This window comes from Sphingomonas paeninsulae (assembly GCF_003660165.1).
Taxonomy (GTDB): domain Bacteria; phylum Pseudomonadota; class Alphaproteobacteria; order Sphingomonadales; family Sphingomonadaceae; genus Sphingomonas_O; species Sphingomonas_O paeninsulae.
This window is the reverse complement of record NZ_CP032829.1, coordinates 1,511,215-1,537,048: the sequence shown is the minus strand read 5'-3', so window position 1 is coordinate 1,537,048 and position 25,834 is coordinate 1,511,215. Positions and strand designations below refer to the sequence as shown.

Below are 25,834 nucleotides of genomic sequence, written 5' to 3'. Positions count from 1 at the left end.
TCAGGGCGAACGGTATTTTCTAACTTCCTGAGAACGAAAGAGCAACAATTGTCCGACCTACGCGCCTCCGCACTTGCCTCCAAAGCATGGCCCTATGAAGAGGCTCGCAAGCTGCTGAAGCGTTATCCCGACGGAAAACCAAACGGCGCGCCTGTCCTGTTCGAAACCGGCTACGGCCCGTCGGGCCTGCCCCACATCGGCACGTTCAACGAAGTCCTGCGCACAACCATGATCCGCAACGCCTTCCACGCGTTGTCGGATGCGCCCACGCGCCTCATCGCATTTTCAGACGACCTAGACGGCCTGCGAAAAGTGCCGGACAATGTGCCCAATCAGGCGATGCTCACCGAACACCTCGGCAAGCCCCTGTCACGCATCCCCGATCCGTTCGAAAAGTTCGAAAGTTTCGCGCGCCACAACAATGCGATGCTCCGCGACTTCCTCGACCGCTTCGGCTTCCAGTACGAATTCATGTCCTCGTCCTCGCAATATGAATCCGGCGCGTTCGACGATGCGCTGCGCAACGTCCTGCGCAATTATGACGCTATCATGGCCGTCATGCTCCCCACTCTCCGCAAGGAACGTGCGGCCACATATTCCCCCGTCCTGCCGATCAGCGAAAAGACCGGTGTCGTTCTGCAAATCCCCGTCGAAGTCATAGACGCAGACGCCGGCACGATCCGCTTCGAAGACGGCGGCGATATCGTCACGCAATCCATCCTCGGCGGCAAGGCAAAGCTGCAATGGAAAGTTGACTGGGCGATGCGCTGGGTTGCACTTGGAGTCGATTATGAAATGTTCGGCAAGGATCTGACCGATAGCGGCATCCAGAGCGGTAAGATCGCCCGCGTCCTCGGTGCTCGGCCGCCCGAATCGCTGATCTACGAACTCTTCCTCGACGAAAAGGGAGAGAAAATTTCGAAGTCGAAGGGCAATGGCCTAACCCTCGACCAGTGGCTCGATTATGGCACGCAGGAAAGCCTGTCTTTCTTCGCCTATCGCGAACCGAAGAAGGCCAAGCAGCTTCACATCGGCGTCATACCGCGGGCGGTAGATGAGTATTTCCAGTTTCGCGGCAATTACGCTGCCCAGCCCATTGAACAGAAACTTGGCAATCCAGTCCACCATATCCACGATGGTAAGACGCCCGAAACAGTACCCCCGGTTACGTTCGGCCTGTTGCTGAACCTTGTCGGCGTCCTCGGCGCGCAGGCGACCGCCGATCAGGTACACTCTTATCTTCGCAATTATGTTGAAGGCGGTGTCACCCCCGAACTGGACGCGCTGATCGGTCACGCACTCGCCTATAACCGCGATTACGTCGCCCCGACCCTGAAACGCCGCGCGCCCGAAGGCGTCGAGGTCGCCGCCCTCGACCGCCTTGACCATGAGCTTGCCCTGCTCCCCGCCGATGCAGACGCCACCGCGATCCAGAACATCGTCTACGCCATCGGCAACGAAGGCGGATTCGAGAACCTACGCGATTGGTTTAAGGCGCTTTACGAGACTCTGCTCGGTTCCAGCCAAGGCCCGCGCATGGGCAGCTTCATTGCCCTTTACGGGGTCGAACCTTCGCGTAAACTGATCGCCGAAGCCTTGGGAAAATAAGTGCGCCAGTATCTCGACCTGCTCCGCCACATCCTCGACATCGGCGTACCGCAAGCCGATCGCACCGGTGTCGGCACGATCAGCACGTTCGGCTATCAGATGCGCTTCGATCTGGCGCAGGGCTTCCCGCTCATCACGACGAAGAAGGTTCACATTCGGTCGATCTTCATCGAACTTCTGTGGTTTTTGCGCGGCGACACGAATACCAAATGGCTGACCGAAAACCGTGTTGGCATCTGGGACGAGTGGGCTGACGAAAACGGCGACCTCGGCCCAGTTTACGGCAAGCAATGGCGGGACTGGGAAACGGCCGATGGCAGCCATATCGACCAGATCGCGGGGCTGATCGACCAGATCAAGAACAACCCGGCCTCGCGTCGCCAGATAGTTACCGCATGGAACCCCGGCGAGATTGGAAAGATGGCGCTCGCGCCGTGCCACTGTTTATTTCAAACATGGGTCGCGAACGGGAAACTGTCGCTGCAACTGTATCAGCGTTCGGGGGATGTCTTCCTGGGGGTGCCATTCAACATCGCCAGCTACGCGCTGCTGACGCACTTGCTAGCCGACCAGTGCGGACTGGACGTCGGTGAATTCATCTGGACCGGCGGCGACACACACCTCTATTCGAACCATCTCGATCAGGCCCGCCTGCAACTGACCCGCGAACCGAAGCCGCTGCCGAAGCTGGTGATCAACCGTCGCGCCGACAGCATCGACAGCTATAATTACGAAGACTTTGCGATCGAAGGTTATGAGGCCTATCCGCACATCAAGGCAGAGGTCGCGGTTTGATCGCCCTCATCGTCGCACGTGCGGACAACGGCGTCATCGGTCTGGATGGCAAAATGCCCTGGCACATCCCCGCCGATCTTAAGCGCTTCAAGGCGCTGACGATGGGTAAACCGATGATCATGGGTCGCAAGACGTTCGAGAGCTTGCCGGGGCTGTTGCCGGGCCGCCGCCACATCGTTTTGACGCGCGACACAAAATGGTCCGCGCTCGAAGCAGAAACAGTACATGACGTTACAGAAGCACTCGCGCTTGCTGGCGATGACGTTGCCATAATTGGCGGTGCGGAAATCTATCGCCTGTTGCTCCCCAACGCCGACCGCATCGAACTTACCGAAGTCCATCTTTCGCCCGCTGGCGATACGATGCTGCAGGATTTCGGTCCCGAATGGCAGGAAACCGCACGCGAGACACACGATACCCACGACTTTGTGACTCTGGAACGAAAAGACTGAAATCTCTCTGAAGGGGAAAGACGTGCAGCGTTTTCAGGGCTGGTTCGCTTTGGCGCTTGGCATCATTGCGATCGCGTTCTTCAGCCTTGTGCCGGGCATCATCGAACGGTCGATGAACAAAGTCGAAGGACCAGCGCCGTCCATATTCAGCCCACGCGTCGCCGCACTCCACAAATCGCTCCAGATTGCGGATATGCACGCCGATACTTTGTTATGGAGTCGCGACTTTGACGTTCGTGCGAACCAGGGTCAGGTCGATCTCCCTCGCCTCGAACAGGGCAATGTCGCGCTGCAAATCCTGTCTTCGGTCACAAAGACACCCAAAAATCAGAACTATGATTCGAACGGCAGCGGCACCGACAATATCACTTCGCTCGTCGTGGCGCAGGGCCAGCCGATTCGAACGTGGAACTCCCTGATCGAGCGCTCACTGTGGCACGCTGAAAAGCTACGACGCGCAGAGCCGAATCGGACGGCAAACTTCGCATTGTGCGGTCGCGTGCGGATATCTCGCGCCTGCTGACCGATCGTGCAGCGGGCAAAAACGTCACCGGAGCAATGCTTTCGGTCGAGGGGCTTCACAATCTCGAGGGCAATTTCGGCAATCTCGATCGCCTTTATGCAGCCGGTTTTCGCATGGCGAGCCTCACTCACTTCTTCGATAATGATCTCGCCGGATCGATGCACGGTCTCGACAAATACGGCATCACCCCCTTCGGCCTACACGTCATGCGCGCGATGGAGGCAAAGGGCATGATCGTCGATATCGCCCACGCCAGCCACACAACGGTCAGCGACATCCTCCGCCTTGCCCAACGCCCCGTCGTGTCCAGCCACGGCGGCGTGCAGGCAACGTGTAAGGTCAACCGCAACCTGACCGATAATGAGATCAAGGGCGTCGCGCGCACCGGCGGAATCGTCGGCATCGGTTACTGGGACGCGGCGGTGTGCGACACGTCCGCCGCCGGTATCGTCCGGGCCATTACCCACGTCCGCAATCTCGTTGGCATCGACCATGTGAGGCTGGGCAGCGATTTCGATGGCGCGGTAACTACCCGCTTCGACACGACGCGACTGGATGGGATAACTCAGGCGATGGTCAACGTCGGGTTCACCGACGTCGAAATCGCCAAGGTGATGGGCGGCAACACGCTGCGGCTACTCGGTAGCGCTCTTCTCGCCAAATAGTCCCTTCAGTCCGGCGAATGGGCCGGTGTGTTCTTCACCCTCGGCCACGATACCAGCCTCTTTCAACCGCGCACTCGCAGCCTCCGACCGGGGAAATGGGTCAACGGCCAGCGCCAGCGTCTGGGCAACAGCCTCACCCAGATCGATCGCGCCGTCATCGGTCTCCATTACGTCGAGGTCATTTTCCGAAAGCTCGACCTCGTCCTCCTCGCCACTCGCCAAGATCGCAGGGTCGACGAAGCGAACCTTGAATTTCTGATCGATATCCGCCGACACCGGATCGCCCGTAACGACACAAGGCTGACTGAGCGTGGCCCGAAACTGCCCTTCGACATCGACACCCCCAGCCCGCTCGGTCAAAACGAAATCGGCGGTTAGCGTATCGAGCTCGATCCATCCGAATCGCTTGGCCAATGCCGCACGTTCATCGGCATTCGCCTTAATCTTGTCGGAAAAAGGCGACGATCCGATGCGGTCCAACAGCACCCGCCGCGAAAATTCGGGAACCGGCTCGATCATGCGATATTTCCCGCCATCAAATCCTCGAACGATTTGCCAGCAAGCCTGGCCTGCAGCGAATCGACCAGCCCCCGTGTAACGGCCAAGGCTGCATCCGACGGAGCCTCGCCCCGCCAAAGATTTCGCACCAGTGCCGCATCGTCCGCCCCAGTTCGATACGCGCCGAGCCGGCCCCCGAGTGCACCCATCGCAAATCCGACCTGTTTGCCGACGACCAGATCGCCAAAGCCGGTTTCCCGAAGCTGACCATCCATGTCGCTGACGAACTTTTCGGTCAGCCGTGCCGATGGCAAACGGCCACGCACGTCCTCGCTCTCCAGTCGCAGAAGGACCAGCGACAGGACCAGCGAGATCATGTCGAATCGCCCGTCCAGCGTGTCCGGCACGCCTCCGTGCCGATACCATGTAGGCAACCGCGCCTCTGAAACGATCGCCGTATAGAGCGGTCCCATGTCAGTTGCGGGCGTTCTTCCCAATACTCTGTCGATCAAACTCATGACTGCTCCGCTTGCCGTGACGCCCTCCCTCGCATATTGGACGGCAAGGCGCGCCATGCAACGCGCGATATTTTTACAGCCTCTTGTCGGTAGAGTATTCCATGAAGCGTATCGCCAGCCTTCTCCTGATCGGAACCGCGCTCGCCGCGACCGGTTGTGCGCGTGTCCGCGGCCATCAGGGTTACATTGTCGACCAGACTTTGGTCTCCGGCATTCAGCCCGGCATCGATAATCGTGGTTCGGTCGAAAAGACGCTGGGTCGCCCGACGTTCGGGGGTCAGTTCGACGCCAGGGACTGGTATTATGTTTCGCGCGAAACCAAGCAGCTCGCGTTTTCGCAACCTAAGCCGGTTTCGCAGACGGTTTTGCACGTCCGTTTCGACGCAGCGGGTAATGTCGTCGCCATCGACAAGACCGGCGTCGAAAAGATCGCGTCGATCAGTCCTATCAAGGACAAGACCCCGACGCTTGGCCGTCATCGCAGCTTCTTCTCTGAAGTGTTCGGAAACATCGGCACGGTCGGATCATCAACCCCAGGCGCTGCCAGCCAGGATAACCCTGAAAGCGGCGGCGGCAGCAACTAAGGTTTAACCGCCCGAATCGCCCCTGATACCATCCAATTGGATGCATCTGCGGAAATGACGAAACCAGTCTAAAGTTCAGTGCGCGCTGCAGTCACCGCTTCGCGTTCGGCGCGCATCGCGTCGGTCCGGGAAATGCGCTCGGCCATTTCTTCCCAGGCAATGGCGGCACGTGTGCAGCGGACGCGGACATTATCCAGCGTCGCCGCATCAGCTTCAGCATGAGAGCGGACAGCCTGATCGCGATAAAACTGCAATGGCGACATCAGACTCTCCGCAGGCTTGAGTTAAAATAATGGCGGACGTTCAGGATAGAACGCCCGCCAGTATCAATTCGCCTTAAAGGCAAACCGGCAGTCTGCTGTTAGGCAGCCTGAATGTTGACAGCCGAGGTCTTGCCACGCTTGTCCGTTTCCAGCTCGTACGAAACGCGCTGATCCTTATCGAGCGTGCGGAGACCGGCACGTTCTACGGCCGAGATATGCACGAATGCATCGCCGCCGCCGCCTTCAGGAGCGATAAAGCCATAACCCTTGTCGGCATTGAAAAATTTGACTGTTCCGGTGATCATATGGGTAATCCTTTGGCCCATTGTATGACGGGCATATACCAAGTGCGGCACATCCCGGCGTCGTGAAGCAAGATAGGGACAAAGGAGGCCGTTAGACCCGTCGTTATCCGTCGCGAGCGACGTCAGCGCAGCCTATATAAGCGCTCGGGTGCGAAATAGCAAAGTATCGCACCCGGACGCCTACGCGTTATTTACAGCGTGCGCCGTCTTTGTCGATTGCCTGCCCGGCTAACGCACCGCCAGCCGCACCCAACAGAGCGCCCAGCGTCGATGATCCGCCCGGTGCGATGATGCCGCCCAGAACCGCGCCGCCAACGCCACCGACGATCAAACCGGTCGTGCCATCGTTGCGACGACAGTAATATTGGCCGTTCTGCCCGCGATAAACGCGATCGTTGCGGCCGAGTCGGCGTTCGCGATAGTTCGGGCCGTCGCGGTAATAACGATCGGCATAATATCCGTTATATTGGGGGTCGGGACGGTTGTAATCATACTGCCGATAATTGTTACCAGAAGCATAACCGGGGTGGTCATAGCCGTCGCCCGCGCAACCGGTCAGCGCCGTTGCCGCAGCCAGCGCGCCCAATAACATCGTCCGCATTTCAGATCCTCCTTTATCGTTACGGTATCATAACACACAGAACGATCGTTGGTTGCCTGACTTTCACCCCGCGCTATGGAGCGGAATGAATTATGATGCGATTATCCTTGGTGCCGGCGCGGCAGGCCTGATGTGTGCGGCAAAGGCTGGGCAACGCGAACGGCGCATCCTGCTGATCGACCATGCGGACGAACCGGGCAAAAAGATCCTGATCTCCGGCGGCGGACGATGCAATTTCACCAATTCGGGTACCGTGCCCGAACGTTTTCTCTCCGCAAATCCCCATTTCGCGAAATCCGCGCTGGGTCGCTACTCGCCACAGGATTTCATCGCATTGGTCGATGGATATGGCATTACCTGGCACGAAAAGACACTGGGCCAATTGTTCTGCGACGGTTCCGCCCGGCAAATCGTCGCGATGTTGCTGGAAGAAATGCCCGATTCAGTGACGCTGAACCTCGGCGAACCAATCACGGACGTCTCGCATTCGGATGGAAAGTTCGCGGTCACGGTCGGCGGCGTTGTTCGCCACGCCCCGTCGCTGGTCATCGCGACCGGCGGACCCAGCATCCCCAAAATGGGCGCAACCAGTTTTGCCTATGATCTGGCACGCAAGTTTGGCCTCAAAATCATAGAGCCTCGCCCGGCCCTCGTTCCCCTGACGCTTGGCGGCGAGGACGTGTTGTTTCGCGAACTGTCAGGTGTCGCCGCTCCGACCCGGGTGCGCTGTGGAAAGACGGTCTTCGAAGAAGCCAGCCTGTTCACTCACCGAGGGCTTAGCGGCCCGGCTATCCTCCAGATCAGCTCATATTGGCGACATGGCGAGGCGATTGGCATCGACTTCCTGCCCGGCATTGATGCAAGCACGACGATGATCGAAGCAAAGCGCGCACGTCCTAAAGCTACCGTCCGCAGCATCCTGAATGACCACCTCCCTGCGCGACTGGCAGGCGAACTGGCCGAACGCCTGAGCGTTACAGGAACATTGGCCGACCAAGCCGATCGCCGCCTTATCGAGGCCGCCCACCAACTCAACGACTGGTGTTTTAAACCTAACGGAACAGAGGGTTATGCAAAGGCCGAAGTCACCCTCGGCGGCATCGACACCGCAACATTGTCACAGCGCACGATGGAGGCGAAATCTATTGCCCGCCTGTTCGCTATCGGCGAAGCTGTCGATGTGACAGGCTGGCTCGGTGGGTATAATTTTCAATGGGCATGGGCCTCCGCCGCGGCAGCGGCAGAGGCCGTTTGACCCAGCAACGTGCTAATCAGGCAAGATGATGCGTCAGCGAGACTTCAGCATTCAGCAGTTTCGAAACCGGACAATTCGCCTTAGCATCCGCTGCGAGTGCCGCGAACTGTTCGATATCGATACCGGGGATATTGGCTTTCAGATCGAGGTCGGACCGCGAAATCTTGAAACCCGCGCCGTCCTGATCGAGCTTAACCGACGCCGTCGTCTCCAGCGTTCCCTCCGTAAACCCGGCACCTGCCAGCGCGAACGACAGCGCCATCGTGAAACAGCCAGCATGGGCCGCAGCGATCAACTCCTCGGGATTGGTACCCTTTTCGTCACCGAACCGCGTGTTGAAACTATAGGGAGTCGCGGCCAGCACGCCCGACTGCGAATCCAGCTGTCCCTTGCCGGTCTTGCCAAAACCTTCGTAGCGCGCGGTGGCAGTGCGGGTTGTCATCGAGAGTCCTCCTTGATGGTAAGCCCCGGATGTAGGGTGGGGAATAGCAGCAGCAAGGGCACCACTTCGGCAAACCGGCGTTGATCCATCAGTGACCGTCAACGATCTTCTCGCCCATTATGGTCTGTTCGCCGTCTTTGCGGGATCGGGCATTGAGGGCGAACCGTTCGCCCTGGCAGGCGGCATTCTTGCTCATCGCGCGGCGCTTCCACTTTGGCAGGTCATGATCGCTGCCAGCCTGGGATCATGCACAGTCGATCAGTTCTGGTTTTTCCTGGCACGCTACTTTCGCGACGACCGATGGGTGGCCCGCCTCAGTCGACGCCCTGCCTTTGCCGACGCGATCGACCTTATCGAGCGACGTCCCACGATGTTCATCCTGTTGTTCCGCTTTGCTTACGGCCTGCGCGCCATCGCCCCCGTAGCCATCGGATCCTCGCAGGTATCCGCATGGCGCTTCGTTCCGTTAACCATTGTCGCGTCGGCGATTTGGGGGCCGATCTTCGTCACCATCGGTTATATGTTCGGGACCACCCTCGAACGTTATCTTCCTCATTCTACAGCAACGATCATTTTCGTCGTGATGGCTTTTGCTCTGATATCCATCCTTTGCACGCGCGCCGCACTGCGCCGCCGGTCGCTCCGCGGATCTTGAAACAATGGTGGAAACAGGGCTGTCATCCTAGTAAACTATTGAAACTAAGTCATAGTTACTTCAGTACTTCGCGCGGCGTCAGCACCATCGGATCGATGATATAACGCCACGCCGGCAGAGACGAGATCGGCTGGCTTCGGCCACTCATCGGACTGCGCGGGCGCGTGCGTTCTTCCACGGCACAGGGAGCCACTGCGGGCGTCACCGCTTGATCGGGCGAACGTCACCTGCTCCACCAGGGAACGGAACGAGTTGTCCTGTGTTCTATTGTCAGCGGCGAATTTACGCTGCCCTAGGAACGACGCCATGCGTATTCTTTCCCTCGTGATCGGCGCGGCGGTGGCTGCTGCAAGCCTCTCCGTCATTACCAGCAGTGCGTCGGCCAGTCCGGCACAGGAATGGATAACCGGTGACATCGGGTTGGCACCCGCCAAGCTCAGTTCCGGCGTATACACGCCGAATGGTCAGCCGCTGTTTCAACAAGCGCAGTTCTTCTGGGGCCAGCGTAACTATTGCTGGTATGACTTCGGCTGGAACGGCCCGGGCTACTATTGGTGCGGTTACTCGGGCAGGCGCGGCTATGGCTGGGGCGGCCGGGAGGGTTGGCATGGCTGGGCGCGTGGCGGTCATGGCCGGAATGGTTATGGTGGCGGCTATCGTGGTGGTGGCGGCCATGCGGGCGGGGGTTATAGAGGCGGCAGCCATGCAGGCGGTGGTCATGGCGGCGGTGGTCATGGCGGCGGTGGTCATGGCGGCGGTGGTCATGGCGGTGGTGGTCATGGCGGTGGTGGTCATGGCGGTGGTGGTCATGGACGTGGAGGCAATCACCACTGACCGGTCACAACAACAATCTCAAATCGTCGAGATCAATACTATGAGATGAATCTGAACAGGAGTACCGCGCACCACGTCATCCAGATCGTTATTGATGCTGCTCAAGACCGGCCGTTCGGCGACCGATGGACTGTAATGGCATATATCGATCACTCGCAGACCTTCGAAGTCGATTGCATCGTTCCTAGAACCGGTCGTTTGCTGGCATCGCTCTTCCGCAACAATGCGCCGACAAGCAGTCGTTTTGTGCGATCGGAGCGGCTCCCAAAAGCGGACGTCCATTCGGCTGCACGTTGAATGGCGGCAGCGATGGAGCAATGGTGGCCGGAATTGCGTAGGCAACTCGACGCAAAATGCAATTTCATCCGCCGGTTCAGTTTCGATCCTGATGCTGGTTTATACCGACCAGATGAGCCCGTGCCCGAATGCTCGGATTACACCACTCCGTCACCCACGAGGAGGGAAAGTTCCATACCATCAATAATGGACGAATGGTTTGAGATCACTTCGACGGAAACATTTCCCGCCAGCGCGCATCAAGCTTTGCCTGGGCGTCACCGCTCTTTACTTTAGAGACTAGCGAGAGGCCGCGCAGTGCCACGCTGTGACCGCTGAGGAACCGGCCCGAGATCGTGTAGCCGATGTCGTATAATGCGATATCTTCATGCGGCTCCCCATTCACCAGAAAGCGAGTAACGACGACGACCGGCAGCCGCTCATCGCCGCGACTATTGTCAGGGAGATGGGCCACCTTGCGCGCTTTTTCGAGGGCGTGCTCGAACCATACAGCCTCGAGCCGCGGCTCGCCTGCGGTTTCCGCAGGCACCGTACCAAGCGAGGATGGAAAAAGGATTTTTTGACTTTGCACCGTTTGTTCGGCCGAGGCCGGCTTCAAAGCGAGCGTTTGTTTCCCGGTGTTGGCTACCATCAGCACCAGCGTGGTGGCATGAGCCGAGGCGCGCTGCGCATCCGCGTTCTGTACAGCTTTGCTGTCGCTTCGTTCGCTCCAGTTGGTCCACAATGTCAGCGCGGAAATGGCCACGGCTATGACTGCCAGCACTTCTCCTAGGGTGATCCACCGCCGCCGAATTGCCGCTGATTCCGCAGCGCGTTCTTCCACCCTTCCATCAGCTGTAGACTGTGCCGTGCTGTTGGGACTGGAATGATCTTCGCTCACAACACGCGTTCCACCACTTGGGACTGGGGCGGTCAAGCAATTTTGGGACAGGCGAAGGACAAGGCTAGCGACCCGATGAGCCACGCTCGAGCCGCGAACATCCGGCAGCTTTACACCCATAGCAATCGTACATTTGTCAGGACGATCAATTTCAGAAGCAGACGAACAATTCAAACCTTTGCGTCTGCATTAGACCTCAGGCTGCGGCACCAACTCTGCAAAATGTCCCCTCAAACCATGGTCGCCAAACATCCGGTCGGATTGTCGATCGAACTCAAACCGAGCGTCGCGCGGTGCAACAGCGAAGCGCGCGCGAAATGCGCGTGAGAATTGCCCGCTGATTGTAAATCCAAACTGGTGCGCGATTTCGGCAATCGATTGGCGTTCGCCCGCATACTCGACAGACCGTCGAATGTGTCATCAAGTTTGCAGATCGTCAGGCGACGGTTGGAAAACGTATGATCGACAGTCAGGCCAGCTTCGGATCGAGCCGATTCGGTTTCAGCTTCGATCCGCGACGCGACGATAGGAAGCCATCGAAGGGCCGATTTCAAACTGTCTGTTCGCAGCGACCGCCAGATCTCCGCACGCGCTGTCAGTCGTCGAACCTCAATAGGAATCGTATGTCGGTAATAGAACTGGCGGCCTCGAAGAAGCATGCCTTTCGGCAAATCCCATAGCAGCCCACCGAACCGTTTCCCGAGGCATTCCCGGAGATTAGCGGTGATGATGGAGCCGGATTGTGTAGCAGGTCTGTGTAACAAAGACGCTTTTGCGATCGTCCAGTGGACGATTTACCTGTGATTTCAGGGAGTTGTGGTCTCTTGGTGCCCAGAAGAGGACTCGATAACTTTTAGCAAGATTTTGATATTTAAAACAACATCTTACGGCGGTTTTCGGCGTGGCCCGTTTTGTGGCCCATCGGCACTTTTCCGGGTATGGTTCGAGTACCAAAACACCTTCAAGACGTGCCAAACAGTAGCAAAACGGCTCCGCCGAATCAACTGACAGCCTCATTGTTTTTTGTACAGGATGCACTTCTGGATGGTTATGGCATCCCCGATTTTGTACCAGCAGTTGGTCGATGCCGGAACATCGGGTCTGCAGTGCTATATAGCGGTAACCTGACCTTATCGGGATTTGATCGCGTGGCCGCAGTCGCCCAGCTATTGCCGTTCATCAGGTGTATGCGAACGTCTAAATCGGACAGAAGCCGCCGGACGCAAGCGCCCGCGTCAGTGTTCATGCCCCCCTTCGTTCCACGCGCCTGCAGTCCACGGTCTTCCGATCGGGAATCCGTTTGGCACTGCCTGCTGCGCGAGAGGCACGTGCGAGATCAGCCCGACGGCGCAGTTCTTTCATACGATTTCCTGAAGGACCTAGAGCACAAGATGGAGCGTGCCGCCGTCGTTCTCGGTGTCCAAGCTGCCACCCCCCGTTGATGAATATCGTGTCGAGGCGGATCGACTGCTGCGCACTACGTCAAACGTGTATAGGCGATCAGCTGGTCGATGAATGCCTCCCGCCCGTGGGCGGGTCGGGGCAAGGCCGTGGACGGATCGAAAAAAGCTTTCAGCGCATAGGAGCTCACCTCCAAGGCGATGCTGTCATCCGGGGCATCGTCAAACTTCTCAAAGCTTTTTTCAAGGCGGCGTGCCGCCGGCGGGTGGGTTGAGCCTGTGCCCCGGACTTCGTTGATCAAGCCGATCCAGAGAAATCCGATGCAGATCGCGAGGATCCGGAATTCACGCTCCAGATGATCCTGAGCGCGATCAAGGATCCAGCGGACCGCCCAATCGTCGGCCTCAAGCTCGTCGTCACGCCTCGTATTTGAATCGTGGCGGTGCTTCAATGCGATGTGCGCACATTCGTGGAGGATGACAAAGCTAGCAGCGCCAAGGAACAGATTGTTCGCGAGACCATCCTCGCTATTCGCTTCGGCGTCCGGGTCAGGCGCGGACAGTTCCCTAGGCCAGCTCGCGAGCGGATCCTGGATCAACGCGATGGCGGCATGCTTGAACTCGACCACCTCCGATCCCGCGCCGCCAGGACTGATAGTCACTTCGTCGAGCTCAAGATCCGCCGCTGTGTTCATGAGGACCATCAGCACGCGCACGGACGCGGCAACCGCCCATAGGCTCAGGAGCGCGGAATGGGCCGCCCCGATACTCTTTTCGCCGACCCGAGCCGTGAAATTGGCATGGCCCGGTGCTGTATCGAAAGTCCAGGCGACCCCATCCATAACCTGGAAAGTTCATCCTGCCGCTCAAGCGCAATCCGAAAAGGGCTCTCGCGTAGCAGTGCTGCGAAAGCGCTGGTGAGTGTCTCGGCATCAGTCATCTTTACGCATTAGCAGAAAGACCAGCCCTGCTTCTTTCTTTTTACGCAGGCGCGCAATGCGGCTCGCCAGATATTTCGCGGCACTGCCGGAATCCACCGTCGCGAGCGACCCTCGATAGACGATCCGGCACGCGGCGAGGCCCTCGGCAAGGCTAGACGCTACCAATGTCTGCTCACGGCGCAAGCTGCCCCTCGAGCTCGCCGCCGGATGCGTCCGCTTAGTTCCAGCCCGAGCCGTCCGATCAGTTGTTCAAATGGCAGGTGCCGGAAACGGCACTGGCGACCTTGAGCGACGACAAAGGGGCGCGTAGCTGCCCTACTGTTTGTCCGCTTGCTTGTTCGCGGAGAGCGTTGCCGCCCGTTCCTGTTCACGTTTCGCGATCGCATTCCAGGCGTCAGGATCATACTTGCCCATCATGTCTTCACCTGCATGCCACATCGTGAGCCCCAGCATACGGGCAGCGATCCGCTCGGGAACGGCCCAGCTCACGGGGAGCGAGCGCGCGATTGCACCTGGCACGATCGCAAAGAACACCATCCCGGCGACCAGAAAGGCAACGCGATTGTGATTCAGCTCCTTCTCCTGCTCGGCGACTGTCCGGTTTCGCGCGATCATGGCATCGATGCGGCGGACCGCCTCGCCCATGCTGCTTGCAGCGGTGTTGATGGTGTCGCGGTCGTGCGCGCGGCTGCGCCATCAGGCGCATCCCAATCGACATCCTCTATTTCGTACCAAGCGGCCCCGCGGATCATACTTGGTCGTTGCGCCGTCAGCCCGGTAAACCGTGAAGCGAGCTTCGTCAGTGGCGCACCCGCGCGATCTTCCGTCTTGGCCATCATATCCTGCAGTGCCTCGATCGTAAGCAACGCTGGCCGGGGTTTGGCCTTGGGCACGCGTCGCAACGCCTTTGTGATGACAGCTGCGGGATCGCGTGTGCCGATGCCCTCGGCGATGCCGTGCACGAACACAGCGGACATCCGCTGGCGAATCCGGTGAGCAGTTTCTATGGCGCCACGCCGTTCGATGGCGCGAAGTGCTTCAAGAACCATTGGTTCATCGATTTCGGTAATCGGTATCTTGCCGAGCATCGGGAAGATGTCGGTCTCCAAACTCTCGATGACGTTTCTTGCGTGCTGTCCTGTCCAGCGACCGATTTGGAGCGCAAACCAACTGCGCGCACAGCGCTCGAAGGTGGCATCGTAGGACGCCATGGCGCGAGCCTTCTGCTTTTTGGCTTCGACGCCAGGATGCTGATGATTGCGAAGCTGCTCACGTGCATTTTCGCGCAATGTCCGCGCCGTGGCGAGGGTAATGTCGGGATAGGCCCCAAAGACAAGGACATGCTCCCTGCCGGCCATTCGATATTTCAGGCGCCATGAACGATGACCCGAGGGCGCCACCAGAAGATGAAGCCCACCCCCATCGAACAGCTTGTACGGCTTGTCGCGACGCTTGGCATTTCGGACGATTGCATCAGTAAGCACCGATACCCCCAAATTCTGGCCCGATACCCCCACCCAATACCCCAGAGTGGGGGTATTGGGTGGCGTTTCAAGGAAATTCGTGAGATCATTTATTGCCGAAAAGCGGCAGAAAATCAAGGGTTTCAGGACGTTTTGGGACGTCCCGAAATCGTTTAATGGTGGACAGGGCTGCTATCCTATTAAAGGATTAGTTAATTGAAAAACTTAATCTAATTTCGCATTAAATCGACCGATGCCCCCTTCAGTGCCCCCAGATGTGTCCTTATGCCTTTTACTGGCCTACCGGCAGGCCAGTAAAAGGCCGAGGTTGGGGACATTTCGGTCACCCGCTATGCGCCCTCGAATGGCGGCTTCCAATCAAACACCGGTCATTCTAGTTGTTCGAAAATGACGGCTCGGAACAGATATGACTGACCGAAAGCCGACTGGCTGTCGGCCAAACCGTAGGCTTTGTTGCGCAATTGGGTTTGGGGATTCCCCTGGCGAATTGAGAGCTTTAGGGGGCGGCTATGCCCAAGCCCGCCTTACCGAAGTATCGCACGACGAACTGGGCTGCGTATAACGTGGCACTGAAGCAGCGTGGTTCTCTGGATGTTTGGTTTGATCCGGATATGCTGTGGTTATCTGCGCCATGGGTCGTCCGGGACGCCCTGTTCGTTTCTCGGGCAGCGCGATCGAGCGCTGCCTGACGCTGAAGGCGCTGTTCAACCTGCCGCTGCGGCAGGCGACGGGATTGGTAGTGAGTTTGCTCAAGCTGGCTGATTTGGACTGGCCAAGTGCCGGATTATACAACGTTGTGTCGGCGTCAGACGACGCTGCCGGCGGCGCTTGGCGGTCGCCCCAGTTCGGGCGGTCTACATCTTCTGGTCGACAGCACCGGCATCAAGATGATGGGTGAAGGGGAATGGAAGACACGCAAGCATGGCGCCTCTTATCGTCGCCAGTGGCGCAAGGTGCACATCGGGATCGACGCAGAGACGCTTGATATCCGGGCCATTGAAGTCACCAGCAACGCGATTGGCGATGCGCCTGTCCTCCCTGATCTGTTGGCGCAGATTGCGGACGATAAACAAATCAGCCGTGTCGGTGGGGACGGCGCGTACGACACCCAAAAGTGCCATGCCGCAATAGCTGCGCGCGGTGCTCATGCGGTCATTCTGGTCCGCCGCAACGGACGACCATGGAAGGAGGATGGACCCCGCGCGGCTGCCCGTAATGAAACGCTGCGTGCGATCAAAAGGTAGGGACGCACCATCTGAAAGGAATGGAGCGGTTATCATCGACGCAGTCTTGTCGAACGAAAATGCCCTGCTTCAAGCTGCTTGGTCAGCGCGTCATGGCACGAACCTTCGATCGTCAGATAACCGAGCTCAAAGTCCGTGCTGCAATCCTCAACCGCTTCTCGCAAAGCGGCACGCCCAATACCGTTCGGATCGCGTAGTAATCTGAAATAAAGGCTGCATCACGCCCATTCAAAGTTGTGCAACAAAGCCGCTCCGGACTCTACCGCTGACAACGTCTAACTGCTAGGATTTCGTCTTCTCGCCTCGATCCGCCTCATGCTTGAAAAAGTTCTATCGGAAGATAGCATGATTACGGGCGGGCACCAAGGGACGACCACTTCGCACAGATGCACCAGGCGTTATTGAAGGAAGAGCATGACAAAATCTGCGGGCCAACGCCTGTGCGTACAAATCATCTTATTTTCTGGATGTTTTTTGGCAAGCCTTACCTATCAAGAAATTTCTATGAGCGCGGCAATCGGCCTGTATGACGAGGGCAATATCCTCTTCGGCGCGCGCCGGGTCATGGATGGAGACCTCATACACCGCGATTTCTATTCGAATTACGGACCCGGCCAGTTTTATACTCTTGCCGCGCTTTTCAAGCTGTTCTCCCCATCGGTCCTGGTCGAACGGCTCTGGGATGGCTTCACAAGATCCCTGTCGGTCGCGATCATCTTCCTTATCGTCGCACGGTCCACTCGATCGATACGGTCGGGCCTCTGGACCGCCGCCGCCTGCATGGTCTGGTTTGAATTCTTTGGATTCTACGGCTACCCTGTCTTTCCCGCCCTCGCCGCAGTTCTCACTGGTCTGCTATGCCTGCTACCAGTATTGAACGCCCGACGACCGGTGTGGTCTTTGCTTGCCGCTGGTGCCTGTATCGGCGTGGGCTTTTTATTCCGATACGACATCGGCATCTTCACCGCAGCGGTCATGGCCGCCTTACTGGGCTTGCATGCCGCTATTCAGCCGGCGTCAGCCCGCCAACGGGTGCGCAACATCGTACGTTGCGTCGGGCTGTTCTCAGCGGGGTTCGCATCCGTCGCCGTGCCGCTGATCGTTGCATTCATCCTTCACGGAGCCATGGGCGATCTGGTGTTAGATATCGTCACCTATCCATCGAAATATTATTACACCACGCGATCGTTGCCCTTCCCTGGATTGCGACAGGTCGCCCACGATCCCTTTGCCGGCGTTGTTTACCTCCCCCTGCTTCTTGCTACGACCGCCTCTGCCACGCTGGCATTCGGCCATCGCAATCGGCAGAACCACGATGAAGGATCGGCGGCAGGTGCGGGCCTAGGGGTGCAGATCGTACTCATCGCCTTAACCCTACTTTATTTCGCGAAGGGTTTCGTCCGTGTCGGCGCCATTCAAATGTCGATGGCGATCATCACCGCTCTTGTGCTCACGGGCGTCGCTTCCGCTAGACTGGAGGCGCAGCGGGGGATTCTTCGCGCAGGATCGCTCGCAGCCCTCGTTTTGACCATATGTATCACGCTAAGTTTATTCGCGAGCAACGTAGTGGAAGCAAGCCATAGGTTCCGCACCATCGTAGTGGACGCAGCGCGGTCAATTCCTGGCTTGCCGTCACAATCCCTCCGGATATCATGCAGCTCCTTAACCGGAGTCCAGCGCTTCGGATGCTTTTCGATAGACCAAGACCATCTGCGCACGCTTGAATTTCTGCAGGCACACACCGTGCCCGGAGAGTATCTTTATGTGGGCCTTGGCCGGCACGACAAGATCCTCATCAATGACATCGCGCTATACTTCCTCGCGGACCTCCGATCTGCGACGAAGTGGCATCAATTTGATCCGGGTTTACAAAATTCTGTGGAAATACAGCGAGAGATGATTGACGAACTCAAACGCAACCATCCAAATTATGTCGTGCTGGAATCGCAGTGGGACAATATCAGCGAGCCGAATGCCAGCGCACAAAGCAGCGGCGTCGTGCTGTTGGACGATTATATTCGCCATAATTTCCATTTATTAGCGACATTCGGCGCGATTTCTGTGCTCTATCGGGACCGGCGTCCTTGATCTTCGATTGTGAAAACCGGTCCTCCTAGGAATGTCCGCTGGCAGCCCTACGGCTCGCATATTCGCCTGGCTACGAAAAACCGACGTTCGAGCGTGGCTGGACAAATTATTGCAGATTGAATCATCCGAAGAGTTCTTTAGACTGGGATGCGTCCAAAGTATCCGGGCATGAAGCTCCGAGAATTTTCAGCAAATTTTGCTTTTTCTACTCAAGATGGATTCTTTGTGAGCGAACTTTGGAGGGACGACTATCTTTCTTGGGGAAGGACAGTGCGAGCGCGCCATCTGGTCTCCAATCCGACGTCGCAGGCGCTCGCGGCTGAGATTGTAGCACGCTCGCCGTCGGTTCTGGCTTACGGGTGCGGGCGATCCTACGGCGATGCGCCGCTAAATCCGGGCGGCAGGCTGATCGATTGCCGGGGGCTAGACCGTATTATTAGCTTCGACGGGCAGACGGGCGTTCTGACGTGCGAGGCGGGGGTGCGGCTCGCCGATATCCTGGCAATCCTCTGCCAGCCGGAAGCCGACAACGGCGGCTGGTTTCTGCCGGTAGTACCCGGGACGCGTTTCGCAACTGTCGGCGGCGCAATCGCCAACGATGTGCATGGCAAGAATCAACACCGGCTCGGCACATTCGGCCGCCATGTGTCGGCGCTTGAACTGGCGCGCAGCGACGGGACACGTTGGATCTGCTCCCAGAACGAAAATGCCGACCTCTTCGCGGCCACGATCGGGGGCATCGGCCTGACTGGGTTTATCCTGAACGCGACGATCCAGCTGCAGCGGGTTCAGGGCTTGGCTGTCGAAGCGGAGGATATCCGCTTCAACAATCTCGACGAGTTTTTTTCCCTCGCTGCCGAGTCGGACGCGTATTGGGATTACACTGCCGCCTGGATCGACAGCTTCGCGAAAGGGCGCAGCCTTGGCCGGGGCATCTTCTCTCGTGCCCGTCGCATTCCAGGCTGCGCGGCGTGGCCACCTGCGCTTCAGCCGCGCATCGCCCTTCCACCGATGCCACCGATTTCGCTGATCCGTCCGTTCACCGTGTGGGCGTTCAACGCCGCTTATTGGCGCAAGTCCAGTTTTCGAAGCCGGTCCAGCAACACCGGCAGCTATGAAAACGTGTTCTTCCCGCTCGATGCCATTGCCGACTGGAACCGGGTGTATGGGCCAAAGGGCTTCTTTCAGTTCCAGTGTGTGGTCCCGCCCCCTGCCGCGCGTGACGCTGTCGCCGATCTACTCCGCTTGACCGCTCGTTCGGTCCAGGGCTCATTTATCACCGGGCTCAAGACATTTGGCGACGTTCCATCTCCCGGCCTGATGTCCTTTCCGATGAGGGGGACCTCCCTCGCGCTCGATATTCCCAATCGCGGCCCCCCGACACGCCGGTTCTTGGCACAATTGGAACATGTCGTGATGCAGGCCGGCGGCCGAATATACCCGGCTAAGGATGCAGCGATGTCGGCGGCATCATTGCGTCAGGGCTATCCTCAGGTCGGCACGTTCATCGAGCACATCGATCCCGGTTTTTCATCGGCGTTGGCTCAGCGGCTCGCTTTGACATCAGCAACAAGATAGGAAGCTGCCGCCATGGTCTCCTCTCCCTCCTCCGGTCGAACCGTCGCGATCTTCGGCGCTGCCTCCGATATCGCGATGGCCGTCGCCAGGCTTTGCGCCCAAGCCGGCGACCTGTTGGTGCTCGTCGGACGTGACGACGCAGCTCTGTCGGCGCTGGCGGCGGACTTGGCTGAGCGCGGCGCCGCACGGATTGCCGTGCAAAAGGCGGATTTTGGCCAGGTGGCGGCCCTGCCCGGCGTCGTGCAGGCGGCATGGGAGCGATTTGACGGGATCGACGTTGCCCTTATCGCCTACGCGATACAGCCGGATCAGCCGGCGGCCGAGCAGAATCCGGCTGCGGCCGAAGCCGCCCTGATCGTGAACTTCGTCAGCCCGGCCCTTCTGCTGGGTGAAATCGCTCGCCGCTGCAAAGCGCAAGGAAGCGGGACGATTGCGGCAATTACGTCGGTCGCAGGCGATCGCGGGCGCAAAAGCAACTACATCTATGGTGCCGCGAAAGGTGGGCTGCACCGTTTTCTGGAAGGGCTGCGCCACAGTTTGCATGCTGCCGGTGTAAGCGTCGTGGATATCCGGCCCGGCTTCGTCGTGACGAAACTGACCGCACATTTGGACCGGAGGGGCGTGCTTTGGGCGACCCCGGATCGGGTCGCCAAGGATATTTTCGAGGCGATCGCTTCAGGTCGCCCGGTGCTTTACACGCCTTGGTTCTGGCAGCCCATCATGGTGGCGGTGCGCGGATTACCCCGTTGGGTATTCCACCGCACGTCCTTTTAAATCCCGTTCGGGTCGAACTGCGCATGAGCCCGCATGTCCGCTTTGAGCCCCGGCGCTTCGCGCGCTTTATAGCCGTGGGGGGGATCGCGGCCGGCGCCAACATCGGCGCACGCTGGCTGTTGAGTTTTGCCATGACCTTCGAGGCAGCGGTTGCCCTGTCCTATTTGGTCGGAATGACCATGGCTTTCGTCCTCATGCGGTTTCTCGTTTTCGACCTTTCGGAGCGGTCGGTATCGACGCAGTTTTTGCGTTTCACGATGGTGAATGCGATCTCCTTCGGCCAGGTCTGGATAGTCAGCGTCGGCCTCGTGCGGTGCGTCTTCCCGGCCGCCGGCTTTGTTTGGCACGACGAAACCGTGGGCCATGCGATCGGCGTGATAAGCCCCGTCGTAACAAGCTATCTGCTGCATCAGCGATTTTCGTTCGCCCAATCGCGTGATCAGAGGCGAAGGCGCTGAAGGAGACCTGCTCGCCGTGTGCGACCGAACATGAAGCCTTGTACCGTTAGCGAGATGACATCGGCGTTCCACGCCTGCATCCGCTGCGTGCGCTTGTGCCAACGTTCGAGGTGGAAAGTCCCACCGCCGGCCTGAGGCCCTTTGGGCTCGCCCATGGGCATAGTCGCCCCCTAAAGCTCTCGATTCGTCGGGGAATCCACCAAACCCAATTGCGCAACAAAGCCCTTTGACATTCAGGCCCGTCGCGGCGGTAATCCTTGAAGCGAAAGGTGACGCCGGCCTCGTCGAAGGCGATCAGGCGTCGGCTCGAGATGGCGACCCGGTGGGTATAGCGCGACAGGTACGCCAGCACCGCTTTGGGGCCAGCGAAGGGCGGCTTGGCATAGACAACCCATGGCTTTTTTCTGACCGGCGCAATGTGACGCAAGAAGGCGCGACGATCGGACCAATGCGCCATGCTGCCGTAAAAACGTAACTTGTCCGCGCCGTAGAGCGCCAGCAATCGGGTAAGGAACAGACGGCGGAACAGCTTGCCCAGCACGCGCACCGGCAGGAGGAAGGCGGGACGCGAGGATATCCAGCGCGTGCCATCCGGAGCAATGCCACCGCCCGGCACGATCATGTGCACGTGGGGGGTGGGGGGTCAGTGCCGATCCCCATATGTGGACGACCCCCACTTACAAGGTCTGGGCATTGATTTGATCAGATCGCTTGCTTCCATATGTCCGGCCTTTTTTCGCGCTCGAATGAACGCTGGAAGATGGTTTCCGCGACGTCGGTTCCAGCCAAGTGTGCGACCTCGAAGGCCATTGGGGCTACCGGATTTTCCTACGTCGGGATCGATCGATCACACCATCTGCTTTTCCCTTGCAAGTTCTGGCATCGGCTCAGCGCGGTTGCATCTCTTTGCTCCCCACGCTGGCTGATCTCTATGCGGCGACGGCCATCTCGACCGGTGTAGCCTTGCCAGCGTAGCTTTGGCCGCTGACCATCAGCTTCCAAGCTATGCGAGCCATCTTGTTGGCAAGGGCAACGGCGACGAGCTTGGGCGCCTTGCGCCTGAGCAACTGTTCAACCCAAGGCGCGAAAGCGTTCTTGCTGGTGCCCGCTGCGACGTGCCTGACGACGGCTGTGGCGCCCGTCACGAGGACGCTGCGCAAACTCTCGTCGCCTGCGCGGGTAATGCCGCCATGCCTGACCTTGCCCGCAGTGGAGTGATCTTTAGGCGTCAGCCCGATCCAGGCAGCGAACTGGCGCCCCGAGGCGAACCTCTCCGGTGCGGGGGTCTTCATCACGAGCAAGGCGGCGCCGATTGCGGCTATGCCGGGATCTTCGCCAGGCGATGGCAGCGTGGCTCGGTCTTCTGCCAGGCCGCCTGCTTGGCATCGACCTCAGCGATCTTTGTCTGGAGCTGATTATATTCCGTTGCGTGCGTCGCGAACAATTCGCGGGCCAATAAAGGAAGACCGTTGTCGGCTTGTAGCCGATCGAGCAATCGACTCAGATGATCGATACCCCTGGCGGCCGTTACGCCGAACTCTGCAGCAAAGCCACGGATTGCGTTCGAGAGCTGCGTCTGGTTGCGGATCAACCGGTCACGCACACCCATCAGCATTAGCACGGCGTACTGATCGGCCGTCTTCACCGGCACGAACCGCATGGTGGGGCGACTCATCGCCTCACACAGGGCCTCGGCGCTGCGTCGTTTTTGCCGCGCTTGACGTATGCCTTCACCAGCTGCGCGGCTGATCAACGGGGTTCATGTCAATCGTAGAGGGCAGGTCGCAAGAATTGGCTTTGCAAGGACGGGGTCTAGTAGCCATTTAGGAATCCAGATGTTGGTCGCGTTTCGCGTTGTCTCTAAGGTCGCTCAAATAATCGCTCCACCATTGATGCATGGCGACGCGTTCCTCCCAATAATGACCACGATTGTAGATGCCTCGGACGGCATCGTGGTCGGCGTGTGCGAGTGATCGCTCGATGGCATCGGCGCTCCATTTCCCGCTTTCGTTAAGCAATGTTGACGCTGTGCTTCGCAAACCGTGAGCCGTAATCTCGCCCACGCCGTAACCCATGCGTCGAAAGCACTGGTTGATCGTGTTTTCGCTAAGCGGGCGGAGCGAGGTGTGAAAAGCCGGGAATACGAATCCCGTTGGTCCGGTGAGAGCGAATAATTCTTCAAGATCCGTCTTGACCTGTCGCGAGAGCGGCACCGTATGCGGCTTACGCATCTTCATGCGCTCGGCAGGAATTTTCCAGACCGCGTTAGCCAGATCGAATTCATTCCACTTAGCCTGTCGGAGTTCACCCGGCCGGGCCATGAGGTGAGGCGACACCCTCAGTGCTATTCGCGTGACCAAATGGCCCGAATAGCCGTCAATCGCCCTGAGAAGATCGCCCACCGCCGTCGGATCAAGAAGAGCACCGTGGTGTTTGACCTTGGGCGTGATTAATGCTCCACGTAATATCGCCGTAGGGTCATTTTCGGCTCGACCGGTCGCTACCCCGTAGCGAAAAACGCGGCTCGCGAACGAGCGTGCGCGGCGTGCCGTTTCATATTTGCCCTTAGCTTCAATGCGTTTGAGGGTGGCCAGCACTTCCACCGGCTTGAGATCTGCGATTGCCCGGTTCGCCATCGGATTCAACTGCTCGAGAAGCCAGTTGGCCTTGGTCGTCGCCGCCTCAGCCTTACCTTCAGCGCTCATTTTTTTGATATATTCGCGCGCGACGTCCCCAAAGCTGTTGGCAGCCTTGTACAACGCTAACAGCTTTTCCTGCTTGCGCTCAGCAAGTGGATCATTGCCATCCGCTAATTTAAGTTTAGCCTCATATCGTTTTCGTCGAGCCGCCGCCAGTCCGATTTCAGGATACCGCCCCAGGGCGATGCGCTTTTCTTTACCGAGGTGAGTGTACTTAAAACGTCAGAGTTTTGATCCACTCGGACTGACCTCCAGATAAAGGCCATACCCATCAGTGCATTTATAAGTTCGGTCCCGTGGTTTGAGCCTACGAATCTGTGAATCAGTCAAAGGCATGACCTTTTCTCCCATCCAAAACATTCTTGAGCGGGGCGGATTCGATGAACTCAGCAGCTTCGATTCCCGTAAAACGGGCCATCGAAAAACGATAAGGCCAAGATGGCCCGTTTTGTGGCCCAATTTATGGCCCGTTTTTTGCGGGATTTGCTGAAATCTGTTGAAACAACCTTGGACAAGAACAAGGATAAAATGGCAGATTTCTGCCGTTTTGTCGATAGTTTTGGGATGTTTTGAAAAGTTTCTCTGGTGCCCAGAAGAGGACGGGGCCATGTGGACGAATAAACGGCAGATTTGCGTCATATTCTAGCTTGCTCGGTGGGTGTTCTGTAGCGGTGCTTTGTATCGTCTGCAAGCATGTGAGTCCGCGTTTAGGACTCGAACCATAGCTCTGTGCTGGTCGTGTGCTGGCTCCCTGCCAATAAAGTCATTGTCATTGTTTCCTTCCATGTTGCCCTTAGAGTTAGAGCACAGGATAATCGGGGGGCGCTGAAATGTTCATACCTGTTTGGTTTATTATTTTTATGGTGGCAGTTATCATTATTGGTCGGGCGATACCTGATTAACTCGGGGACCGCTCAATGCTGCTGAGAGACGGGCGCTACGCTTAACAACTGTGGGCGTTGGTTTAAGCGGTGATTTTGAAGCAGCCCTGAGAGCCAAAAGAAACTATTACGCCCCAAATGATAGGGGACCCGTTCATTACTCCTATCGCTTATCTTGGTCGACGAAAGAGCCAAGGACTAAGGATGCGGCGTCAGTCTGTGTTTCTAATTTACTCTGATATCTGTGCGCCATTAGGGGTGCTGAATGGGGAGGCGAATTGGCGGTAGCATTGGCTTGCCTAGCCTGTTACATTTCAGTCAATGACCGATGCTTGAAACGTAAGAGATATGCGCGATGACTGATTATGTTGGCTATATCCGGGTATCGACTGCGGAGCAGGGGCGTTCGGGCTTGGGGCTGGAGGCACAAGAGGAAGCTATACGGCGCTTCATGGGCGCGGGGGACCGGCTGCTAGTTCCTCTTTACCGTGAGATGGAGAGTGGGAAGCGCAATGATCGCCCTGAGTTGGCGAAGGCGTTGGCCCATGCACGGCTGACGGGGGCTAAGCTGCTTGTGGCGAAGCTGGACCGGCTTGCTCGCAATGTCGCCTTTGTATCTCAGCTTATGGACGCAGGTGTCGAGTTTACCGCCTGTGATATGCCTGACGCCTCACGCATGACGATACACATTATCGCTGCCGTTGATGAAAACGAGCGCAAGCGTATCTCTGACCGGACGAAGGCGGCGTTGGCTGCTGCGAAGGCGCGTGGCGTGATCCTTGGGGGCTGGAGGGCGAACGGCGTTAAGGTCGATCCGTCTTTGGGGCTGGAGGCGCGTCAAAGGGCTGCGGGACAATTTAATGATCGTGTCCGGGTGGCTGTAGAGGACGTGAAGGCGGAAGGTATCGTGAGCCTTGGTGGCATTGCGCGTAGGTTGAATGAACGTGGCGTGCAGACACGGAGGGGCGGGGAGTGGACGGCAACTCAGGTGGCGAGAGTCTTGGCTTAATCTAAGGCCGAACAACTTATGTTATCTCGCGCAATATTATTTCGCATGCATCAGATAGTGTTGGACGATATGTCCGATATAATTTCGGCCAGTCTGTGGTTGG

The 25,834-nt window shown here is 58.1% G+C and carries 26 protein-coding genes and 5 pseudogenes; 15 read left to right on the top strand and 16 right to left on the bottom strand.

The features are described from left to right. The first annotated feature begins 48 nt into the window (after positions 1-48). The 4 genes and pseudogenes from D3Y57_RS13055 (at position 49) to D3Y57_RS13040 (ending at position 4,043) form a co-directional block, all read left to right on the top strand. Positions 49-1,608 carry a lysine--tRNA ligase gene (locus D3Y57_RS13055; protein WP_121153340.1) on the top strand — a complete coding sequence of 520 codons (1,560 nt, stop codon included), beginning with the start codon at positions 49-51 and terminating at the stop codon, positions 1,606-1,608. Further along, positions 1,609-2,403 (top strand): thymidylate synthase, encoded by a 795-nt coding sequence (locus D3Y57_RS13050; RefSeq protein ID WP_121153339.1) that lies wholly within the window; start codon positions 1,609-1,611, stop codon positions 2,401-2,403. Beyond that, on the top strand, positions 2,400-2,855 hold the full coding sequence (locus D3Y57_RS13045) for a dihydrofolate reductase (RefSeq protein ID WP_121153338.1): 456 nt from the start codon (positions 2,400-2,402) through the stop codon (positions 2,853-2,855). Before D3Y57_RS13050 ends, D3Y57_RS13045 begins: the two co-directional genes overlap by 4 nt. A 22-nt stretch (positions 2,856-2,877) precedes the next feature. Next, a pseudogene (locus D3Y57_RS13040) lies at positions 2,878-4,043 on the top strand (dipeptidase). Here the strand turns inward: D3Y57_RS13040 and D3Y57_RS13035 are convergent. Together D3Y57_RS13035 and D3Y57_RS13030 are read right to left on the bottom strand one after the other, a co-directional pair. After that, positions 4,014-4,562: a YceD family protein gene (locus tag D3Y57_RS13035; RefSeq protein ID WP_121153337.1), complete on the bottom strand. Its 549-nt coding sequence runs from the start codon at positions 4,560-4,562 to the stop codon at positions 4,014-4,016. The pseudogene D3Y57_RS13040 and the gene D3Y57_RS13035 overlap by 30 nt on opposite strands. Then, complete coding sequence (locus tag D3Y57_RS13030) at positions 4,559-5,059, bottom strand: ubiquinol-cytochrome C chaperone family protein (RefSeq protein WP_121155896.1); 501 nt, start codon at positions 5,057-5,059, stop codon at positions 4,559-4,561. The genes D3Y57_RS13035 and D3Y57_RS13030 overlap by 4 nt, the downstream gene beginning before the upstream one ends. 101 nt (positions 5,060-5,160) lie before the next feature. Between D3Y57_RS13030 and D3Y57_RS13025 the strand changes: the two genes are divergently transcribed. Beyond that, positions 5,161-5,643 carry an outer membrane protein assembly factor BamE gene (locus D3Y57_RS13025; protein WP_121153336.1) on the top strand — a complete coding sequence of 161 codons (483 nt, stop codon included), beginning with the start codon at positions 5,161-5,163 and terminating at the stop codon, positions 5,641-5,643. Between the two features lie 68 nt (positions 5,644-5,711). Here D3Y57_RS13025 and D3Y57_RS13020 read toward each other — a convergent pair whose 3' ends face one another. From D3Y57_RS13020 to D3Y57_RS13010, 3 genes are all read right to left on the bottom strand, one after another. Next, complete coding sequence (locus D3Y57_RS13020; RefSeq protein ID WP_121153335.1) at positions 5,712-5,906, bottom strand: hypothetical protein; 195 nt, start codon at positions 5,904-5,906, stop codon at positions 5,712-5,714. Between the two features lie 98 nt (positions 5,907-6,004). Then, the gene (locus D3Y57_RS13015) at positions 6,005-6,211 is read right to left on the bottom strand and encodes a cold-shock protein (protein WP_121153334.1); all 207 of its coding nucleotides are present in this window, start codon (positions 6,209-6,211) and stop codon (positions 6,005-6,007) included. Positions 6,212-6,398: 187 nt separating this feature from the next. Next, positions 6,399-6,812 (bottom strand): hypothetical protein, encoded by a 414-nt coding sequence (locus tag D3Y57_RS13010; protein WP_205590056.1) that lies wholly within the window; start codon positions 6,810-6,812, stop codon positions 6,399-6,401. Between the two features lie 85 nt (positions 6,813-6,897). Here D3Y57_RS13010 and D3Y57_RS13005 point away from each other — a divergent pair, with 85 nt between their 5' ends. Next, positions 6,898-8,067, top strand: coding sequence for a BaiN/RdsA family NAD(P)/FAD-dependent oxidoreductase (locus D3Y57_RS13005; protein ID WP_121153333.1), 1,170 nt, complete (start codon positions 6,898-6,900; stop codon positions 8,065-8,067). Between the two features lie 16 nt (positions 8,068-8,083). On the opposite strand, the gene D3Y57_RS13000 is transcribed toward D3Y57_RS13005, so the two are convergent. Beyond that, on the bottom strand, positions 8,084-8,509 hold the full coding sequence (locus tag D3Y57_RS13000; RefSeq protein ID WP_121153332.1) for an OsmC family protein: 426 nt from the start codon (positions 8,507-8,509) through the stop codon (positions 8,084-8,086). Between the two features lie 91 nt (positions 8,510-8,600). On the opposite strand from D3Y57_RS13000, the gene D3Y57_RS12995 reads away from it, so the two are divergent. Beyond that, positions 8,601-9,164 carry a DedA family protein gene (locus D3Y57_RS12995; protein ID WP_162987110.1) on the top strand — a complete coding sequence of 188 codons (564 nt, stop codon included), beginning with the start codon at positions 8,601-8,603 and terminating at the stop codon, positions 9,162-9,164. 306 nt (positions 9,165-9,470) lie between these two features. Then, on the top strand, positions 9,471-9,998 hold the full coding sequence (locus D3Y57_RS12990; protein ID WP_121153330.1) for a hypothetical protein: 528 nt from the start codon (positions 9,471-9,473) through the stop codon (positions 9,996-9,998). A gap of 502 nt (positions 9,999-10,500) precedes the next feature. Here D3Y57_RS12990 and D3Y57_RS12980 read toward each other — a convergent pair. The 6 genes from D3Y57_RS12980 to D3Y57_RS12960 form a co-directional block, all read right to left on the bottom strand. Continuing rightward, positions 10,501-11,175 carry a hypothetical protein gene (locus D3Y57_RS12980; protein WP_239025831.1) on the bottom strand — a complete coding sequence of 225 codons (675 nt, stop codon included), beginning with the start codon at positions 11,173-11,175 and terminating at the stop codon, positions 10,501-10,503. A gap of 230 nt (positions 11,176-11,405) precedes the next feature. Beyond that, on the bottom strand, positions 11,406-11,834 hold the full coding sequence (locus D3Y57_RS12975; RefSeq protein WP_121153327.1) for a DUF6538 domain-containing protein: 429 nt from the start codon (positions 11,832-11,834) through the stop codon (positions 11,406-11,408). Between the two features lie 818 nt (positions 11,835-12,652). Then, complete coding sequence (locus D3Y57_RS12970; protein ID WP_121153326.1) at positions 12,653-13,417, bottom strand: phage exclusion protein Lit family protein; 765 nt, start codon at positions 13,415-13,417, stop codon at positions 12,653-12,655. Between the two features lie 90 nt (positions 13,418-13,507). Beyond that, entirely contained in the window at positions 13,508-13,699 is a 192-nt protein-coding gene (locus D3Y57_RS20210; protein WP_162987108.1) for a hypothetical protein, read from the bottom strand. 132 nt (positions 13,700-13,831) lie between these two features. Then, complete coding sequence (locus D3Y57_RS12965; RefSeq protein WP_121153325.1) at positions 13,832-14,161, bottom strand: DUF6118 family protein; 330 nt, start codon at positions 14,159-14,161, stop codon at positions 13,832-13,834. Beyond that, positions 14,128-15,000, bottom strand: a complete 873-nt coding sequence (locus D3Y57_RS12960) for a tyrosine-type recombinase/integrase (RefSeq protein ID WP_162987107.1) — start codon at positions 14,998-15,000, stop codon at positions 14,128-14,130. Before D3Y57_RS12960 ends, D3Y57_RS12965 begins: the two co-directional genes overlap by 34 nt. Before the next feature lie 509 nt (positions 15,001-15,509). Between D3Y57_RS12960 and D3Y57_RS12955 the strand changes: the two are divergent. From D3Y57_RS12955 to D3Y57_RS12935, 5 genes and pseudogenes are all read left to right on the top strand, one after another. Further along, positions 15,510-16,441, top strand: a pseudogene (locus D3Y57_RS12955) (IS5 family transposase). Positions 16,442-16,658: 217 nt separating this feature from the next. After that, positions 16,659-18,332 carry an ArnT family glycosyltransferase gene (locus D3Y57_RS12950; protein WP_121153323.1) on the top strand — a complete coding sequence of 558 codons (1,674 nt, stop codon included), beginning with the start codon at positions 16,659-16,661 and terminating at the stop codon, positions 18,330-18,332. A 225-nt stretch (positions 18,333-18,557) separates the two neighbouring features. After that, on the top strand, positions 18,558-19,910 hold the full coding sequence (locus tag D3Y57_RS12945; RefSeq protein WP_162987106.1) for an FAD-binding oxidoreductase: 1,353 nt from the start codon (positions 18,558-18,560) through the stop codon (positions 19,908-19,910). 12 nt (positions 19,911-19,922) lie between these two features. Then, the gene (locus D3Y57_RS12940; RefSeq protein WP_121153321.1) at positions 19,923-20,684 is read left to right on the top strand and encodes an SDR family NAD(P)-dependent oxidoreductase; all 762 of its coding nucleotides are present in this window, start codon (positions 19,923-19,925) and stop codon (positions 20,682-20,684) included. Continuing rightward, positions 20,657-21,142 (top strand): GtrA family protein, encoded by a 486-nt coding sequence (locus D3Y57_RS12935; RefSeq protein WP_205590055.1) that lies wholly within the window; start codon positions 20,657-20,659, stop codon positions 21,140-21,142. Before D3Y57_RS12940 ends, D3Y57_RS12935 begins: the two co-directional genes overlap by 28 nt. A 238-nt stretch (positions 21,143-21,380) precedes the next feature. On the opposite strand, the pseudogene D3Y57_RS12930 reads toward D3Y57_RS12935, so the two are convergent. The 4 genes and pseudogenes from D3Y57_RS12930 to D3Y57_RS21620 all read right to left on the bottom strand — a co-directional run. Continuing rightward, a pseudogene (locus D3Y57_RS12930) lies at positions 21,381-21,813 on the bottom strand (IS91 family transposase); the annotation flags it as partial. 258 nt (positions 21,814-22,071) lie between these two features. Further along, a pseudogene (locus D3Y57_RS12925) lies at positions 22,072-22,882 on the bottom strand (IS110 family RNA-guided transposase); the annotation flags it as partial. A gap of 83 nt (positions 22,883-22,965) precedes the next feature. Continuing rightward, positions 22,966-23,901, bottom strand: a complete 936-nt coding sequence (locus D3Y57_RS12920; protein ID WP_430739007.1) for a tyrosine-type recombinase/integrase — start codon at positions 23,899-23,901, stop codon at positions 22,966-22,968. Positions 23,902-23,925: 24 nt separating this feature from the next. Beyond that, a pseudogene (locus D3Y57_RS21620) lies at positions 23,926-24,051 on the bottom strand (Arm DNA-binding domain-containing protein); the annotation flags it as partial. A gap of 228 nt (positions 24,052-24,279) precedes the next feature. On the opposite strand from D3Y57_RS21620, the gene D3Y57_RS21150 reads away from it, so the two are divergent. Continuing rightward, on the top strand, positions 24,280-24,414 hold the full coding sequence (locus D3Y57_RS21150) for a hypothetical protein (RefSeq protein WP_277873368.1): 135 nt from the start codon (positions 24,280-24,282) through the stop codon (positions 24,412-24,414). A gap of 663 nt (positions 24,415-25,077) precedes the next feature. Continuing rightward, a complete protein-coding gene (locus D3Y57_RS12915; protein ID WP_121153319.1) occupies positions 25,078-25,731 on the top strand; it encodes a recombinase family protein in 654 nt (217 codons plus the stop codon). Positions 25,732-25,834 lie beyond the last annotated feature (103 nt).